The 17739-nt window shown below is 40.2% G+C and carries 16 protein-coding genes and 1 pseudogene; 7 read left to right on the plus strand and 10 right to left on the minus strand.

The features are described 5' to 3' along the window. Positions 1 to 423: transposase (locus HT723_RS06340; protein ID WP_172934860.1), on the plus strand; the 423-nt coding region annotated here is incomplete at its 5' end. Positions 424 to 537: 114 nt separating this feature from the next. Here HT723_RS06340 and HT723_RS06345 read toward each other — a convergent pair. Continuing rightward, positions 538 to 1020: a helix-turn-helix transcriptional regulator gene (locus HT723_RS06345; RefSeq protein WP_240154954.1), complete on the minus strand. Its 483-nt coding sequence runs from the start codon at positions 1018 to 1020 to the stop codon at positions 538 to 540. A gap of 169 nt (positions 1021 to 1189) precedes the next feature. Here HT723_RS06345 and HT723_RS06350 point away from each other — a divergent pair, with 169 nt between their 5' ends. Beyond that, a complete protein-coding gene (locus HT723_RS06350) occupies positions 1190 to 2206 on the plus strand; it encodes an NAD(P)H-dependent glycerol-3-phosphate dehydrogenase (RefSeq protein ID WP_172934861.1) in 1017 nt (338 codons plus the stop codon). Positions 2207 to 2227: 21 nt separating this feature from the next. Beyond that, positions 2228 to 3127, plus strand: coding sequence for a UTP--glucose-1-phosphate uridylyltransferase GalU (gene galU / locus HT723_RS06355; protein ID WP_172934862.1), 900 nt, complete (start codon positions 2228 to 2230; stop codon positions 3125 to 3127). A gap of 158 nt (positions 3128 to 3285) precedes the next feature. Here galU and HT723_RS06360 read toward each other — a convergent pair whose 3' ends face one another. The 6 genes from HT723_RS06360 to pbp1b all read right to left on the minus strand — a co-directional run bounded on the left by HT723_RS06360 (position 3286) and on the right by pbp1b (position 10091). Next, positions 3286 to 3960 (minus strand): rhomboid family intramembrane serine protease, encoded by a 675-nt coding sequence (locus tag HT723_RS06360; protein WP_172934863.1) that lies wholly within the window; start codon positions 3958 to 3960, stop codon positions 3286 to 3288. Then, on the minus strand, positions 3944 to 4483 hold the full coding sequence (locus tag HT723_RS06365; RefSeq protein ID WP_023939922.1) for a 5-formyltetrahydrofolate cyclo-ligase: 540 nt from the start codon (positions 4481 to 4483) through the stop codon (positions 3944 to 3946). The genes HT723_RS06360 and HT723_RS06365 overlap by 17 nt, the downstream gene beginning before the upstream one ends. Before the next feature lie 11 nt (positions 4484 to 4494). Next, positions 4495 to 5625, minus strand: a complete 1131-nt coding sequence (locus HT723_RS06370) for an N-acetyldiaminopimelate deacetylase (RefSeq protein WP_000885081.1) — start codon at positions 5623 to 5625, stop codon at positions 4495 to 4497. Positions 5626 to 5693: 68 nt separating this feature from the next. Then, complete coding sequence (dapD, locus tag HT723_RS06375; RefSeq protein WP_000127477.1) at positions 5694 to 6392, minus strand: 2,3,4,5-tetrahydropyridine-2,6-dicarboxylate N-acetyltransferase; 699 nt, start codon at positions 6390 to 6392, stop codon at positions 5694 to 5696. A gap of 230 nt (positions 6393 to 6622) precedes the next feature. Beyond that, positions 6623 to 7534, minus strand: a complete 912-nt coding sequence (locus tag HT723_RS06380) for a DMT family transporter (RefSeq protein ID WP_007285066.1) — start codon at positions 7532 to 7534, stop codon at positions 6623 to 6625. A gap of 82 nt (positions 7535 to 7616) precedes the next feature. Beyond that, positions 7617 to 10091 (minus strand): penicillin-binding protein PBP1B, encoded by a 2475-nt coding sequence (pbp1b, locus tag HT723_RS06385; RefSeq protein ID WP_172934864.1) that lies wholly within the window; start codon positions 10089 to 10091, stop codon positions 7617 to 7619. Between the two features lie 141 nt (positions 10092 to 10232). On the opposite strand from pbp1b, the gene tyrS reads away from it, so the two are divergent. Then, positions 10233 to 11489, plus strand: coding sequence for a tyrosine--tRNA ligase (tyrS, locus tag HT723_RS06390; RefSeq protein ID WP_172934865.1), 1257 nt, complete (start codon positions 10233 to 10235; stop codon positions 11487 to 11489). A gap of 77 nt (positions 11490 to 11566) precedes the next feature. Here tyrS and HT723_RS06395 read toward each other — a convergent pair whose 3' ends face one another. Together HT723_RS06395 and HT723_RS06400 are read right to left on the minus strand one after the other, a co-directional pair. Next, a complete protein-coding gene (locus tag HT723_RS06395) occupies positions 11567 to 13627 on the minus strand; it encodes a heavy metal translocating P-type ATPase (protein ID WP_172934866.1) in 2061 nt (686 codons plus the stop codon). 1 nt (position 13628) lies between these two features. Continuing rightward, positions 13629 to 13907, minus strand: coding sequence for a DUF6110 family protein (locus HT723_RS06400; protein ID WP_000910910.1), 279 nt, complete (start codon positions 13905 to 13907; stop codon positions 13629 to 13631). 150 nt (positions 13908 to 14057) lie between these two features. Here HT723_RS06400 and HT723_RS06405 point away from each other — a divergent pair, with 150 nt between their 5' ends. Continuing rightward, on the plus strand, positions 14058 to 14906 hold the full coding sequence (locus tag HT723_RS06405; protein WP_172934867.1) for a putative RNA methyltransferase: 849 nt from the start codon (positions 14058 to 14060) through the stop codon (positions 14904 to 14906). Between the two features lie 340 nt (positions 14907 to 15246). Here HT723_RS06405 and HT723_RS11910 read toward each other — a convergent pair whose 3' ends face one another. Beyond that, positions 15247 to 15462: a hypothetical protein gene (locus tag HT723_RS11910; RefSeq protein WP_345890242.1), complete on the minus strand. Its 216-nt coding sequence runs from the start codon at positions 15460 to 15462 to the stop codon at positions 15247 to 15249. Between the two features lie 174 nt (positions 15463 to 15636). Here HT723_RS11910 and HT723_RS06410 point away from each other — a divergent pair, with 174 nt between their 5' ends. Then, positions 15637 to 16278, plus strand: a complete 642-nt coding sequence (locus tag HT723_RS06410; RefSeq protein ID WP_049547225.1) for a hypothetical protein — start codon at positions 15637 to 15639, stop codon at positions 16276 to 16278. Between the two features lie 268 nt (positions 16279 to 16546). After that, positions 16547 to 17739 (plus strand): annotated as a pseudogene (locus HT723_RS06415) (IS3 family transposase); the annotation flags it as partial.

A 17739-nucleotide genomic window follows, 5' to 3' on the forward strand; every position in this document is an offset into this window, starting at 1 on the left:
ACCAATTTAAGCAGTGTAGATAGTGAGGAGCTGTTTCAATTCTATCGTGAACGAGGGAATGCTGAAAACTTTATCAAAGAAAGGAAAGCAGGATTCTTTGGGGATAAGACAGATAGTTCGACCATGGTTAAGAATGAAGTACGTATGATGATGGGCTATCTGGCTTATAATCTCTACCTCTTTTTAAAGCAGCTAGCTGGTGATGAAGTAAAGGCCTTGACTATCAAGCGTTTTCGACCTCTCTTCCTTCATATTACCGGAAAATATGTCTCTACTGCTAGACGACATATTCTCAAATTCTCAAGTCTATACGCCTATTCAAAACAATTTCAAGCCTTATTTGATACAATCTGCCAGATAAATCTGATACTCCCTATTCCATATAGAGCTAGAGGGCAGGGGAAAACATGCCTAACAGAATAAGTCACCTTATTTTAAAAATCGAGCATCAAACCAAGGGAGGAGTCTGCCCTTTTTTAGGAAAAAATCAAGACAAATCTCCTCAATCATGTCTCGAACATCAGAAATTAAGCAAAATCACCAGAAGGACAGTATTTCAACTAGCTTTTCTGGTAATTTTTGAACTGTGTAGTTCGTTAGTGCCAGATATGAATAATTTGGGATGATAAATCTTTCTTCCTCAGGTAGCCTATCATAATACTCTTCAAAAATCTTAGCAAAAACACTCTCTTTCTTTTGGGCGATAGTTTCATCTTCGTATGTAGGAGTCCTCATCAAGAAATACTTCAATTCTAGGTATTCCTTATCCAACTCTATATAACTTGGCATCAACTTGTAATCTTCAACCCCCAAACGTTCAGCGATATATTTTAACTTTGTTAGTGTTGGTCTGGATTCTCCATTTTCAATTCTAATTAATTGACGAATACTTAATTCAGACTCATCACCACAAAATTCTGAACGACTGATTTTTTTAGCCAAACGTAATCTTTTAATTTTTTCGCCAAACTCTCGCAAGCTACAAGAACCTCCTGAGTTGTTTACCTCTATTATAAGCATATACTGAATCAAACTATCTATCAGATTTCTTCTCACTTTAACTAAAGACTAAGAGTTTATCCCTTCGTCTCGGTTTTTGTGCATTTTTCCACCATACCCCAGTAATGAAAGTGCAAAATCCCCTAGAATATGATAGAATAAGAGAAAGAACTCTATCAAGGAGGAAATCATGGAAAAACAAACCGTCGCCGTCTTGGGGCCTGGTTCTTGGGGAACTGCCCTTTCACAAGTCTTAAATGACAATGGACACGAGGTACGTATTTGGGGAAATCTTCCCGAGCAAATCAATGAAATTAATACCTATCATACTAATAAGCACTACTTTAAAGATGTCGTCCTAGATGAAAATATCATTGCCTATACTGACTTAGCAGAGGCACTGAAAGATGTGGATGCGATTTTGTTTGTTGTCCCAACAAAAGTGACACGACTTGTTGCCCAACAAGTTGCACAAACCTTAGACCATAAGGCTATCATCATGCACGCTTCAAAGGGATTAGAACCTGATAGCCATAAACGATTATCAACCATCCTTGAAGAAGAAATTCCTGAACATCTCCGCAGTGATATTGTCGTTGTTTCAGGCCCTAGTCATGCAGAAGAGACCATTGTACGTGACCTAACTTTAATCACTGCTGCTTCTAAAGATTTACAAACGGCTCAATACGTTCAAGAACTCTTTAGTAATCACTACTTCCGACTTTATACCAATACGGATGTTATCGGGGTTGAAACCGCTGGTGCTCTTAAAAACATTATCGCTGTTGGCGCCGGAGCTTTACATGGTTTGGGATTTGGTGACAATGCCAAGGCAGCCATCATCGCTCGAGGCTTGGCAGAAATCACCCGCCTAGGGGTAGCACTCGGGGCCAGTCCATTGACCTATAGCGGCTTATCTGGTGTAGGAGACTTGATCGTAACGGGAACCTCCATCCACTCTCGTAACTGGAGAGCTGGAGATGCCCTTGGTCGGGGAGAATCCCTAGCTGATATCGAAGCCAATATGGGCATGGTGATTGAAGGGATTTCAACGACTCGAGCAGCCTATGAACTAGCGCAAGAACTTGGAGTCTATATGCCAATTACACAGGCCATTTACCAAGTTATTTATCACGGAACCAACATCAAAGATGCCATTTATGATATCATGAACAATGAATTTAAAGCAGAAAATGAGTGGTCTTAACCCTCTAAAGAAAGGATTCTTATGACATCAAAAGTTAGAAAGGCAGTCATCCCTGCCGCTGGACTCGGGACTCGTTTCTTACCAGCCACCAAGGCACTTGCTAAAGAAATGTTGCCAATTGTAGATAAACCAACTATCCAGTTTATCGTAGAAGAAGCTCTTAAATCAGGCATTGAAGATATTCTGGTTGTCACTGGTAAATCAAAACGTTCTATTGAAGACCACTTTGACTCAAACTTTGAGCTTGAGTACAACCTCAAAGAAAAAGGTAAAACAGATCTGTTAAAATTAGTAGATGAAGCAACTGGCATGCGCCTTCATTTCATCCGCCAAACTCACCCTCGTGGTCTTGGAGACGCTGTCTTACAAGCCAAAGCTTTTGTGGGGAATGAGCCCTTCGTTGTTATGCTGGGCGATGACCTTATGGACATCACAGATGAGAATGCCGTTCCTTTGACAAAACAACTGATGAAGGATTACGAGCGGACACACGCATCAACCATTGCTGTCATGCCCGTACCACACGAAGACGTTTCATCATATGGAGTCATTGCTCCTCAAGGTGAAGGAATCAACGGACTCTATAGCGTTGAAACTTTCGTTGAAAAACCAGCGACCGAAGATGCACCAAGTGATTTTGCAATCATCGGTCGCTATCTACTCACACCTGAGATTTTTGATATCCTCGAAAAGCAAGCTCCTGGTGCTGGAAATGAAATCCAACTTACTGATGCTATTGATACGCTCAATAAAACACAGCGTGTTTTTGCCCGTGAATTTACAGGAGCTCGTTACGACGTTGGGGATAAGTTTGGATTTATGAAAACATCTATTGACTACGCCCTCAAACATCCACAAGTCAAAGATGACTTAAAAGATTACCTCATCCAACTGGGAAAAGAATTGGCTGAGAAGGAATAATACTCTTCGAAAATCTCTTCAAACCACGTTAGCTTCACCTTGCCGTACTCAAGTATAGCCTGCGGTTAGCTTCCTAGTTTGCTTTTTGATTTTCATGGAGTATAACATAAAAAGATAAGGTTCAAAAAATGCCTTATCTTTTTTCATTACACAAATTTTCATCCCATTCCCTTGTAGAGAAGTAAGACTGCGAGTCCTACGAACAAGACTAACGCTACCAGTCTCTGACTAGCACTATACATCCGTCTTTCTCCTCTAACTGGAAAGATAATTGCTAGAAATGCGCCACCAACTGCACCTCCGATATGGCCTGCTAGGCTGATTCCTGGAATCAGAACACTTCCAATAATGTTAATCACAAAAAGTGTCAGATAAGACTGTCCTAGCTGTTGGATATAAGGATTACGAGTTGCATAGCGAAGAATGATAATCGCGGCAAATAGACCATAAAGAGAGGTGGATGCACCTGCTGCTAAGGATTTGGGACTAAATACAAAAACAAAGAGATTGCCCATCATTTCTGATAAAAGATAGAGAAAGAAAAACTGCTTAGAACCGAAAATCTCCTCTACCTGCCTTCCAAGATAATAAAGTGAAAGCATATTAACAATGAAATGCTCCCACCCAATATGAACAAAAATAGCCGAAAAGAGACGCCAAATTTGCTCGGGAAAGAGGCGAATGGCAGGCCCATACATGGCTCCAAATCGAAATAGAGTATCCGCCCTGTCAAAGTTTCCTCCTGTAGTTACCAACATTAGTAGAAATACCACGGCCGTCACTAAAAGAAAGAAACTCGTCACAGGGTAACGCCTATCAAAGATTTCCTTCATCAATCAGAACCTCCTGAACAGGAATATCATGGTTTTCAGGGATAAAGTCCTGAACTTGATAATGATAAACCGTACTCAAAGTATGACCAGTAAACTGTTCCAGATAGCGGTCATAATAACCTCCGCCATAGCCAATCCGATAGCCTTCCATCGTAAAAGCCAGCCCTGGGACATGAATCAAATCAATCTGAGAGGCATCTACCACTTCCAAATTTCCCTGTGGTTCCAGTAAGTCAAAGGAAGTTTTGACCAGTTGTTGCAGATCATAGACCACAAAGTCCATGCGCCCCTTGGAATAGGTTTTGGGTATCAGAACCTTCTTGCCGTCCCTCAGCGCCTGCTCAATCAATCCCTGCGTTTGAAACTCATGCGGAAAAGAGAGATAGGTTGCGATGACCTTGGCTTCTTGGTAGAAGGGATGGTGTAAAAGCCGCTCGGTTAAAGCTTGCTCTATAGCCTGTTTTTGCTCTTGAGATATAGCCTTCATTTCTTGCAAGACTTGCTTGCGTAGTTCCGATTTCATAGACAACCCCTCTACTCTGCTGCCTTCTTTTTCAGGAAACTAGAGACCGCATCCACCCCAATAGCTAATGCTTCTTCCTTAGGAGCCATCTGAGGGTGATGAAGGGCGTAGGGACTATCGATACCCAGCCAAAACATCACGCCATCTACCTTCGAAAGGAGATAACCAAAGTCCTCACCAGTCATAGCAGGCTCGATATCAATCAACTCGATTCCGTCTTTTTCTTCAAAAAAGTCCATTAGTTCACGCGCCAAGGCTGGATGGTTCTCAACAGGTAGGTATCCACCTTGTTTGAGTTCCACTTCGACTTCCATATCAAAGGCAGCTGCAACTCCTTCTGCAACTGTTTTGACCCGCTTTTGTACCAAGAGACTCATGTCCTGAGTCAAGGCCCGAATAGTTCCATGCAAAAAGGCTGTATCTGTGATAACATTGTTGGTTGTTCCAGCTTGGAAAACTCCAAAGGTCACCACCGCTCCCTCGATTGGGTTGACATTGCGGCTGACAACTGACTGCACCTGGGTCACAAAGTAACTAGCTGCCACCAAGGCGTCATTAGCTTCATGTGGAAAGGCTGCGTGTCCTCCTTTGCCTTTGAAACGGATCTTCACCTCGCAAGTTCCTGCAAAGAGTGTATGAGTATTGGTCGCAATCTGACCAACCTTCAAATCTGGTCGAACATGAAGCCCATAAAACTGGTCTGGCAACCAGTCTCCAAAAGCGCCATCCTCATACATGAGCATGCCACCAGCTTCATTTTCTTCAGCAGGCTGAAATAGGAAGAGTAGATTATTTTTAGGTTGTTCCTCAAGGGCGCGCTCGAGACAGCCTAAGGCAATAGTCATGTGGAAATCATGGCCACAAGCGTGCATGCGACCTTGATGCTGAGAAGCAAAAGGAAGTCCTGTTTGTTCAACGATAGGCAGACCATCAATATCCGTCCGCCAACCAATAGTACGCTCTGGCTGACTTCCCTGCAAGTAAACCAAAATACCTGTCCGCCAAGTACGAACTTGAACAAACTCCTTGCCCGCAGTCAATTTCTCAATCACATCTAGCAAATAAGCATGAGTCTTGAACTCCTCCAAGCCAATCTCTGGAATCTGGTGCAAATCTCGTCTAGTCTGAATCAAATCTAACATCTATCTATCCTCCTATATAGCAGAAAGAGGCTGGAAAAAGGGTCCCGCCTCTATTTTTCTTTTACAAATTACAAGGTACGAAGCGCATCCTCTAGCGCTGTTTTTTGTTGAGTTTGGGCATCAATCTCTTTGATAATTCGAGCTGGAACACCTGCTACTACTACATTTTCTGGAACATCTTGGGTAACGATAGCTCCTGCTGCGACAACTGAACCACTACCGATTTGGACTCCTTCGATAACCACTGCATTGGCACCGATAAGAACATTGTCTCCAACACGGACTGGTTCTGCGCTAGCTGGCTCAATCACACCTGCTAAAACTGCACCTGCACCAACGTGGCTATTTTTCCCAACGATGGCACGGCCACCAAGGATAGCCCCCATGTCAATCATGGTTCCTGCACCGATTTCAGCACCGATATTGATAACAGCTCCCATCATGATAACAGCATTGTCACCAATTTCTACCTGGTCACGGATAATAGCGCCTGGCTCGATACGAGCGTTGATAGCACGTTTATCTAGCAAAGGAACTGCAGAATTGCGAGCATCTTGCTCAACAACATAGTCTTGATTTTCTACCAAACCATTGAGAAGCGGAGCCACGTCCTTCCAGTCTCCAAATAAAACATTCCCTAGTCTAACAACCGAGCTAGGTACAGCAGTTGCGAGTTGTCCCTCAAAAGTTACTTTCACACTGGTTTTCTTCTCAGCATTAGCGATAAATTGGATAATTTCTTGAGCATTCATTTTTGTAGCAGTCATAAAAAAACCTCTCATTCTTTATAATGATAACTATTCTACCAAAAAAAGCCTCAAATTTGAAGCCTTTTTGTCTGTTTTTAGGTATGATTTTTTAGGGATGTGAGATAAAACGTGCTGTCGGTAAAAGCAAACCCCTACCGATACAACCTAAAAACACTCTTCACAACTATCTCCCCGTGTTTTATTGACTATTCTAGTATAGCACACTTTTAGAATTAAGAAAAGACTTTTTATCTACTTTCTTTCGCTTCTTCTATAGACAAAAATATCATGGGTAAAATAATCAAGGCCATAGCTAGAAGGAGTGACCAATCCACTACCAGGCCTAAGAACAAAACACTCAAGAGAGCAGAAGAGAGAGGTTCACTGGCACTGATAACGGAAACCACCAAAGGAGAAACCAAGGACACCGCCTTCATGGAAATAAAAAAAGCAAAAGCCGTCCCAAAGAAAGCGATAATGAGACAAATCAAGATACTCCAAATATCAAGAGTAAAGGAAAGCTGATGCACTGGCGAGAGAACATTGCTAAATAAACCTGCCAAAATCATCCCCCACCCAACCGTGGGTACAAAACCATAGCGCTTCGCAAAAGGCTGGGGCAAGATAACATTAAACATAACACCCATAGCACTCAGTAAGCCCGTCACAAGGGCTAGTGGTGTCATGGATAACTGAGAGAGATCTCCCTTTGTCGCCATCAAGCAAACACCCAGCATAGCAATCAAAACATAGAAAATAGCACTTTTTGACGCTCGTTTTTGATAAACCAAGCGATTGTAAAAGAGGATAAAGACAGGACTGATAAACTGTAAAATAGTCGCTGTCGCTGCATTTGAGTATTCTACACAGAGATAGAAAAAATACTGGACTGAAAAAATCCCCAAAATAGCATAGGCCAAAAAGGGTAGGTAATTTTTCTTGTCTCGCCAAATATCTAGCACTTGCGATTTTAATTGTATTGCAGACCAAATGAGTACAAGACTTCCTGCCAGTGTTAAACGCATAGAGGTAATCCAGCCCGAAGACACCTGATAATGAGTAAAGAAATACTCTCCTAAAATTCCACAGATTCCCCAGATTAAGCCGGATAGGAGCGAATAAATGGTTCCTTTAACAATCTTTTTCTGATACTGATTCATACCTTTATTGTAACACGAAAGGGAAAAAGAAAAAAGTGGCAATCAATTGATTAGCCACTTCATTTAGCACAGTTTATAGAACTTATCGTCTCGCCCTTGAAGAAGAAGGTCGTGTAGTACTTGAGTTACTGCTATCGCTAGAACTACTACTTGAACTACTTGAGCTGCTGGAGCTGGATGGAGTTGGTAGACTCCCCACAATACTAGACCAAGCATTCTGATAATCCGCATCACTTCCGCCAATAGCAAAGCGATAACTGGTCGTTGGCGCTCCTGCCTTATTAGCCCAATAGCTGGTAACAGTCGAACCTGTGACCTCTACCTCTTTTCCTTCAACAGAAACTTTCCCTGGTTTTTGACCTGTTGATTTCAAGACTTCCGATTTCACTACACTAGGATCTAAAGCAAAGCGCTCGTTCCCCCAAATGCTTGGGGAGGCTTGCTGAATCGCATTTACTAGATGAGCCATGTAATTAGAGTTATTAGAATAACCTGCTCTACGTGACAATGAATGATTATCATCATGCCCAATCCAGCCACCTAGGGTTAATCTAGGTGTCGAAAGCATAAGCCACATATTTTCGTCTTGGTTGGTTGTACCAGTCTTCCCAATCCAATCTGCATTAGCCAGAGTAGGATTTAAAGCAGTCAGATTCGTCTTGAAGGTTGTTGTCACACGAGAGGATAGAACTTCTCGCAGCAATCCCTGCATAATCGTCGCAGTAGCTTTTGAATAGACTTGAACCGGTTTATCCTGATACTCATACACCACTCTACCATCTGCTGCTTCAATCTTTGAAATCACATGCTTCTGATGATAAACTCCATTATTAGCTAAGGTCTGATAGCCATTGGTATGCTGGGCAACTGTGACTTCAATACCACCACCCATTGGCAGGCTCTCAATACCGTACTCAGGAATCTCGTAACCCATCTTTTCCATATAACCCTTGACATCAACACCCTTTTCACGGAGCATACGATAGGTCCAGTAAGCAGGGATATTCCATGAATAGTTCAGAGCTTCTCCCAAGGTCATCATTCCTGTTCCCTTGCTATTAGCATACATAATCGGATTGCCATTAGCAAAGTTTGTTGGATAGTTAGATAGAATCGTTTCACTTCCCATCAAGCCCTGGTCAATAGCAATACCGTAGGCCAGCAAGGGCTTGGTAGTAGAAGCTGGCGAACGTTTGGTATCAAAGGCATGATTATTTTGATTTTCTTGATAATTACGACCACCTACAAAGCCTAGAATAGCACCTGTTTGGTTGTCCATCAAGACATTCCCTACTTCTACACGACCTGTTCCATCGTCTAAAAGATAGCCATAATCAGCAACCGCATTTTGCATGACAGAATGAATTTTCTGATCTATGGTAGTAGTAATCTTATAACCACCATTTTCAATTTCCTTGGCTGCCAAATCTCGATAAAACTTCTGAGTTGCCTCATTTTTCAACTCCTTAGCGGAGACATTGTCTCTCTGAGCTAGATAGTCATACATACGTTCTTGAGCTTCTGCCAAAGTTGTAAAGTATAAATAGTCTCGTGAAATTCCTGTGACCGTGCCCGATGGTAAAAAGTCCTGTTTAAGGTCATAATCCTTGTATTGAGAATACTCGTCCTTGCTTAAGGCACCTGTACGATACATACTGTAAAGAACTGCCTTAGCCCGTCTCAAGCCAATTTCTAGGTCTTCATCACTCTTCAACTCTCCAGTATTTTCATAAGGAGAGTAGGTAATGGGACTCTGTGGAAGTCCTGCTAAAAATGCTGCTTGAGGAACAGTCAACTGACTGGCATCTACACCGAAAATCCCCTCAGCTGCCTGCTGAGCCCCTGCAATATTCTGTCCCTTATTATTTCGGCCAAAGGGAGCCACATTGAGATAGGTCGTTAAAATCTCGTCTTTATTCATGGCGCGTTCCAAGGCAAGAGCATCCACAATCTCTGTCGCCTTACGAGCCAAGGTCGGCGCATCCCCAACCACCTGCTGTTTAATTAGTTGCTGGGTCAAGGTTGACCCCCCACTAGAGGAACCCAAACCTACAAATTTCCCCAAGGTCGCACGAATCACCGCCTTAGGTACTACACCCTTATGTTCTTTGAAGTGTTCGTCTTCCGTCGCAATGATAGCCTTCTTCAGATTTTCCGAAATTTGCTCAGATGAGATAGAAGTGCGCAACAAATCACTCTCTATGGAAGCAATCACCGTCCCGTCCGAATAGGTAATCTCTGAAATAGAAGAAATGTCCTTGACCTGATGTACCAATTCTTCTGTCTGAGGCACCCGAACCTTGTCAAATAAGGCCACTCCGTACCCCAAAGCAATCCCAGCTCCCAACATTCCTCCTAGAAAACCGAGTACAAAGAGTAAGTTAAATAAGGCTTTTATACTCAGTAAAATAGCTGGAAAAATGGCTGGCTTCTCTAAGGATTTAGATTTTTGGACACTTGAGCCTTTCTTGCCAGGGCTAGCTGATTTTTTATTTTTTTGTTTTTGCTGGAAAAATTCCAGCATTTTTCGTTTTAATTCATTTAATTGATTTTGCATGGATTTCCTCACTCTATCTATTATACCACAAAAGGGAAACTTTCAATAAAATAGCCACTTTCTTCCCTATTCTACTAGGCTATTGCTCAAGTTTGTGATACAATAGTTAGAAACAATAATTTTAAAAAGGAGAAAAGACACATGCACATTTTTGATGAGCTAAAAGAGCGTGGTTTGATTTTTCAAACGACTGATGAAGAAGCTTTGCGTAAAGCCCTAGAAGAAGGTCAAGTTTCTTATTATACTGGCTACGATCCAACTGCTGACAGCCTTCACCTAGGCCACCTTGTCGCAATCTTGACAAGTCGTCGCTTGCAACTAGCAGGTCACAAACCTTATGCGCTCGTTGGCGGTGCTACAGGTCTCATCGGAGATCCGTCCTTCAAAGATGCTGAACGTAGTCTCCAAACAAAAGACACAGTAGAGGGCTGGGTCAAGTCTATCCAAGGACAACTTTCTCGTTTTCTTGACTTTGAAAATGGCGAAAATAAAGCTGTCATGGTCAACAACTACGACTGGTTTGGCAGCATCAGCTTCATTGACTTCCTCCGTGATATTGGAAAATACTTCACTGTCAACTACATGATGAGTAAAGAGTCTGTAAAAAAACGGATTGAAACTGGGATTTCCTACACTGAGTTTGCCTACCAAATCATGCAAGGGTACGACTTCTTCGTCCTTAACCAAGACCATAATGTCACGCTTCAAATCGGTGGTTCTGACCAGTGGGGAAATATGACAGCTGGTACTGAATTGCTTCGTCGTAAGGCTGACAAGACTGGCCACGTTATCACTGTTCCACTGATCACCGATGCAACTGGTAAGAAATTTGGTAAATCAGAAGGAAACGCAGTCTGGCTCAATCCTGAAAAGACTTCTCCATACGAAATGTACCAATTCTGGATGAATGTTATGGACGCTGACGCTGTTCGCTTCTTGAAGATCTTTACTTTCTTGTCACTTGATGAGATTGAAGACATCCGTAAACAATTTGAAGCGGCTCCACATGAACGCTTGGCACAAAAAGTCTTGGCTCGTGAAGTCGTAACACTTGTTCACGGCGAAGAAGCTTACAAAGAAGCCCTCAACATCACTGAGCAACTCTTTGCAGGAAACATCAAAAACCTTTCTGTTAAAGAACTTAAACAAGGACTTCGTGGTGTGCCAAACTACCAAGTTCAAGCAGACGAAAACCACAATATCGTGGAACTGCTCGTGTCATCTGGTGTGGTTAACTCAAAACGCCAAGCCCGTGAAGATGTCCAAAACGGAGCTATCTACGTCAACGGCGACCGTATCCAAGACCTTGACTATGTCTTGAGTGACGCAGATAAGTTAGAGAATGAACTGACTGTTATCCGTCGTGGAAAGAAAAAATACTTTGTATTAACTTACTAAATTGTTCAACATTTACCTATAAAAAAAGGAGTTACCCTCGAGAAAGGTAACTCCTTTTTGCTGTTAATAGTCCCCACCTATCCCTTAATAGACAGGCTACGCAGTACAATACGTAAGGTTGTTAGATTATGTAAGATAGAAAGATTTGAAGGACTGAGCCAATTAAACAAGCCAAAGCCAATCAAACTACTATTTACGACAACGGTATCTTGAATATTCTTCTTGATGAGTATTTGCAAAGATGATGATAGCCAATCCAACTCTTGGAAGAAATCCAAACGATTATCTAACAATAAGATATCACTCATCTGCTTAGAAATATCTGCGCTCTCATTCATCACCACACCGATATCTGATAGGGTTAGAGCCGCTGAGTCATTCAATCCATCTCCAACCATCAAAATAGTATGACCTGCTTTCTGCAGTTCCTCTACTAACTCAAATTTCCCATCAGGTTTCAAGTCTGTATAGACCTGATCAAAGGGCAAATCTTTGACTAATTTCTCTGTCCTAACCAAGGTGTCCCCTGTTGCCAGAATCAATTTTTTCCCTTGTGCCTTAAGTTTCTCCAAGGCTGCTTTTGCTTCTTTTCTCAAAGGAGTATGAATGCAGAACATTCCAATCAATTCATTCTGATAAGCCAAGAATAAGAGATTGTAGTGACTCTTGTACTCTTCAATTAAAGCATTTTGTTCTGAACTGATATGAATCTGTTCATCCTGCATCAAGACATAATTCCCAATAAGAACTGGTTGCCCATCTATATGAGATTTAATCCCCTTACTTGCGATATATTGGAGTTTCCCATGCATTTCCTCATGTTCAATCCCCTCTATCTCAGCTTGCTTGACGATGGCATTAGCGATAGGATGATAAATGTGTTCCTCAAGACAGGCACTGATTCTGAGAATATCTTCCTCACTATAGTCCCCAAAAGGTAACACCTTTTCAACTATAGGATAGCTAGTTGTGATTGTTCCCATCTTATCAAACAAGAAAGTATCAACTTCCAGGTATTTCTCCAGAACATCTCCATCCTTAATCACCATTTCACGGTTCAACCCCTCCTTGATAGCTGTCAAATAAGCTACAGGAGTAGAGATTTTCAAAGCGCAGGAGAAATCAACCAGTAGGAAAGAGATAGCCTTAGAAAAAGAACCTGTTAATAGGTAAGTCAGACCAGCCCCCAAGAAATTATATTTGACGACCTTGTCCGCCATCTTGATGAAATAGCGTTGTTTCGTTTTCTTGTTTTCTTCAGATTTCTTCATCAACTCAATCAGCTGTAAAATACGGCTGTTCATCTGATTATCGGTTACACGAATGCGTAACTCTCCAGTTTCTAATACTGTATTTGCACAAACCGAATCAAACTCTCTTTTTTCAACTGGAAAACTTTCTCCCGTCAAGGAGCTTTCGTTGACCATACCTAAACCTGAAACTACTTGTCCATCAAACAGAATTTCATTTCCCTGAGATAGGACCAAGACATCTCCTATTTGAACATCGGAACTCTTGATACTAACAACCGTATCGCCCTGCACTAAGAATACATCGCTCTCTTTTGCAAGAAGACTCTGTTCTAAATCTGTTGCAGTTTTTTTCAAGGACCACTGATCTAAATGATTCCCCAAATCAAGCATAAACATGATATTGCTAGCCGTCTTGGATTGGTTCATAAACAAGGACAATAAAATCGCCGAACAGTCCAAGACCTCCATCGTTAGTTCCTTACGCGCTAGTGTTTGATAGGCTTCTCTAATATAACCCAAAGCCTGATAACAAGTCCATATATAGCGAATAGGATACGGCACAAAACTACGAAAAAGTATACGCTTAATCGCTGCACCTGAAACAATAGAATAAGCACTCTCTTCTCTACGAATGGGAAGAGTCATCAACTCAGAAACTTTCCCTTTATCAATTCTTTTTAAAAAGGCTTCTGCATTATCTAATACAGAAAAGCCTTCTTTTATACGTAGAGTAAAGTGCTGTTGATCCATGTAAAACTGGATAGACTCAATCCCCTTTTCATCTCTCGCCAAGGAACGAAGATAGTCTTGAATATCCAAGGTGAGTGAAAAAGAAGATGATAGTCGGATATGTTGGTATCCTCTATGTAGCACTTTAAAAGACATATTATTCTCCTATAAGGCTATCTAATTGCTCTTCTTTTTTCTCTTGCTCGTACAAATATTTGGCATCTTGCAAGACATCGTCTCCATGTTGTTTCACAACAGAAACAGATGCGTCTAGCCCGTCTTTCAACTTGTAAGCCTTAGCCAAAGCTTTAGAATAACCTTTTTTAGCTTCCTTACTTGCCAAGATTTTCAAACCAAGGGTACCAAATGCGACACCACCCAAAAAGAGTGATGATTTTTTCGCAACTTTTGCAACGGTTAATACTTCTTTTAACATACTTATTTCCTCCTAGCTATTATTATATAGCAATTTAGATATAAAAGCAATTTAATTTTGGTACTTTGAAAAGTAATGATACTACTATTTAATTCTATTACAAATCATCCTAAAGTTGCTTTCATTTGCCTCTTTTGATACACTTAAACTATGAATACAAACCTCAAACCCAAACTTCAGCGTTTTGCTTCTGCGACTGCCTTCGCCTGTCCTATCTGCCAAGAAAATCTAGCTCTGATAGAAAGCAGTCTTAAATGCTACAACCGTCATTCTTTTGACTTGGCTAAATTTGGCTATGTCAATCTGGCACCTCAAATCAAGCAATCTGCTAACTACGACAAAGAAAATTTTCAAAACCGCCAACAAATCCTAGAAGCCGGCTTTTACCACGCTATCTTAGAGACTGTATCTGACTTGTTAGCAAATTCAGACACTAGCACCACAGTCTTAGATATCGGTTGTGGCGAAGGATTCTATTCTCGCAAACTCCAAGAAAGTCACCCTCACAAAACCTTCTATGCCTTTGACATCTCCAAAGATTCAGTCCAAATCGCTGCCAAGAGCGAACCCAACTGGGCAGTCAATTGGTTCGTTGGCGACTTGGCTCGTCTTCCTATAAAAGACGCCAGCATGGATATCTTACTTGATATCTTTTCCCCTGCCAACTATGGAGAATTTCGTCGCATTTTATCCAAAGACGGTATCTTGATAAAGGTTATTCCAACTGAAAATCACCTCAAAGAAATCCGTCAAAGGGTACAAGACCAGTTGACAAACAAGGACTATTCCAACCGAGATATTAAAAATCATTTCCAAGAACACTTTACCATCCTATCTAGCCAAACGGCCTCTCTGACTAAGACTATCACAGCAGAGCAGCTCCAAGCCCTACTCAGCATGACTCCTCTCCTCTTTCACGTTGACCAGACAAAAATTGACTGGAGCCAACTGACAGAGATTACCATTGAAGCAGAGATTCTGGTTGGGAAAGCATTCTAAACTAGACTTCCCAAAGGTATAAAACTTACTGAAAATCTTTAATATTACAAAAACGCATAAGAACAGGTGGTCAAAACCTCAATCTTATGCGTTTTGTTATAGTTTCCATACACATTAAGGGGAAATATTTGAAATCAGTTCTCTTAATAACCATTGAATACCATATACTACATTTACCCCAAATATGATATAGGCCGTATAAATCAAGTATTTCGATTTCTTCCGCCTCAAAGAATAGATCTTGTACAAAATAGATAAATTTAAAATAATAAATAATAGAGACAAAATCTTTCCTCCAAAATCAATCCTAACAGTGGGCAGTCAAGCATAGACCTCATCTTTATTTTCGATTCGAAATAATAAACTTATCAATAAATAGCAAGTGATATAAGGCCAGTACCGAACCCCAGAAACTACCACGAAGAGAGATTTCTTGATGATTGAGAGGAAACAAATCATGGTTACCTATATAGAGGCAGGTCAAAATAACAAATAGTATCCAAAATAAATCCGTCCATTTATATTTTGAAAAATATTTTTTAACATAATAGCACATTTTTCTTGACTACAATAACATTATATGATAAAATGTAAGCGAATACAAATAAAAAGAAATTGCCTTATTCAATTAATATTCCTATAAGAAAGCAGATGATTCCAATGTACAAACTATAATTATCAACCCTTAATATCCAACTTAGTTATGAAAGAATGGTAGGTGATCATTATCATGAAAAAAATACTAATTACTCTATTATTTAGTTGTTTAGCATTGTTTTATTTGCCTATTTCTGTAAACGCCGATACCACTAATGACCTTGTTATAAAATTCAACGAACTGCAATTTACTGTTGAGGATTACAATATCCCTAATCCAGAAGTAGTATATTCGAAATCAGGATTCAACGAAGTTGCAACTGTTATTGATAGTGATACTGGAAAGGTTGTTGAAACTATTGAATTTATTCCAGATCTCTCTCGATCTACAGTTACTTCACACACATTAAAAAGAAGTGCAACATTTGCTAGAACTACAGTTCAATTAAGTGTAAACATTGAATTATATAATGAGGGTTCTTTCCGTCAGATTAACTCAGTTCAAGGTTATTACTTAGGAATAACAAATTCTATTACAAACACATATATTGAAGGACAAAACGTTGATGTTTGGTCTCCAAAAGGATACCCCACAACAAGTATAAAGTATGCTTATAATGGTACTTTAACAGCAGCTATAAACAGTAGTGGTTCAGCTCAAGTTAAAGCAGAGTTGTTAGGAGCTGGATTTACATTTGGAGGTACTATTGGAGGTACATCATATTATAGAGTTCCATTTAATCAAAACGGAACTATTAGTCTATACAACTATTAGTCTATACTAACTTAGGAGGTAGTCGATATTATGAATGAAAAAAAACGTACATATTTTATTTGTGCAAGTATTATTATTTCATCTATAATTTTAGGACTCTTTATTTATAACGGACTTGACGTTTTGGGTCAATTTATAAACGATGGCCTCAGGGTAATTAATAGTAATAGGTAGTTAATAGAATTTAAATAAAAAAACGGTAATTTAGTGAATGAACTGCACCCCAAAAGTTAGACAGAAAAAATCTAACTTTTGGGGTGTTTTTATTATGAAATTAACTCATGATGATAAAGTTCAGATCTATGAACTTAGAAAACAAGGATATAGCTTAGAGAAGCTTTCAAATAAATTTGGGATAAACAACTCTAATATTAGGTACATGATTAAATTGATTGATCGTTACGGAATAGAGTTCGTCAAAAAAGGAAAAAATCGTTACTATTCTCCTGATTTAAAACAAGAAATGATTGATAAAGTCATACATGAAGGCTGGACTAAAGATAGAGTTTCTCTTGAATACGGTCTCCCAAGTCGTACGATACTTCTTAATTGGCTAGCACAATACAAGAAAAACGGGTATACTATTGTTGAGAAAACAAGAGGGAGAGTACCTAAAATGGGACGTAAGCCAAAAAAGAGACCTGAAGAGAGGACAGAATTAGAACGTCTTCAAGCAGAAAATGAGTACCTGAGAGCGGAGAATGCCATCCTAAAAAGTTAAGAGAACTCCGATTGAAGGAGGAAAAAGAGAAAGAAGAAAGACAGAAATTGTTCAAGAATTAATGACTGAGTTTTCGTTAGATATTCTTCTAAAAGTCATTAAACTAGCTCGTTCGACCTACTACTATCACTTGAAACAGCTAGATAAACCAGATAAGGACCGAGAGCTTAAAGCTGAAATTCAATCCATTTTTATCGAACACAAGGGAAATTATGGTTATCGTCGGGTTCATTTAGAACTAAGAAATCGTGGTTATCTGGTAAATCATAAAAGAGTTCAACGCTTGATGAAAGTACTCAATTTACAAGCTAAAATGCGACAGAAACGAAAATATTCTTCTCATAAAGGAGATGTTGGCAAGAAGGCAGAGAATCTCATTCAACGTCAATTTGAAGGCTCTAAAACAATGGAAAAGTGTTACACAGATGTGACAGAATTTGCCATTCCAGCAAGTACTCAAAAGCTGTACTTATCACCAGTTTTAGATGGCTTTAATAGCGAAACTATCGCCTATAATCTTTCAACTTCACCCAACTTAGAACAAGTAAAAACAATGTTGGAACAGGCATTCACAGAGAAACGCTACGAGAATACGATTCTCCATAGTGACCAAGGTTGGCAATATCAACACGATTCTTATCATCAGTTTCTTGAGGGTAAGGGAATTCAAGCATCCATGTCACGTAAGGGTAACAGCCCAGACAATGGTATGATGGAGTCCTTCTTTGGGATTCTGAAAT

This window comes from Streptococcus sp. 2106 (assembly GCF_013277315.1).
In the GTDB taxonomy this organism is placed as follows: Bacteria; Bacillota; Bacilli; order Lactobacillales; family Streptococcaceae; genus Streptococcus; species Streptococcus pseudopneumoniae.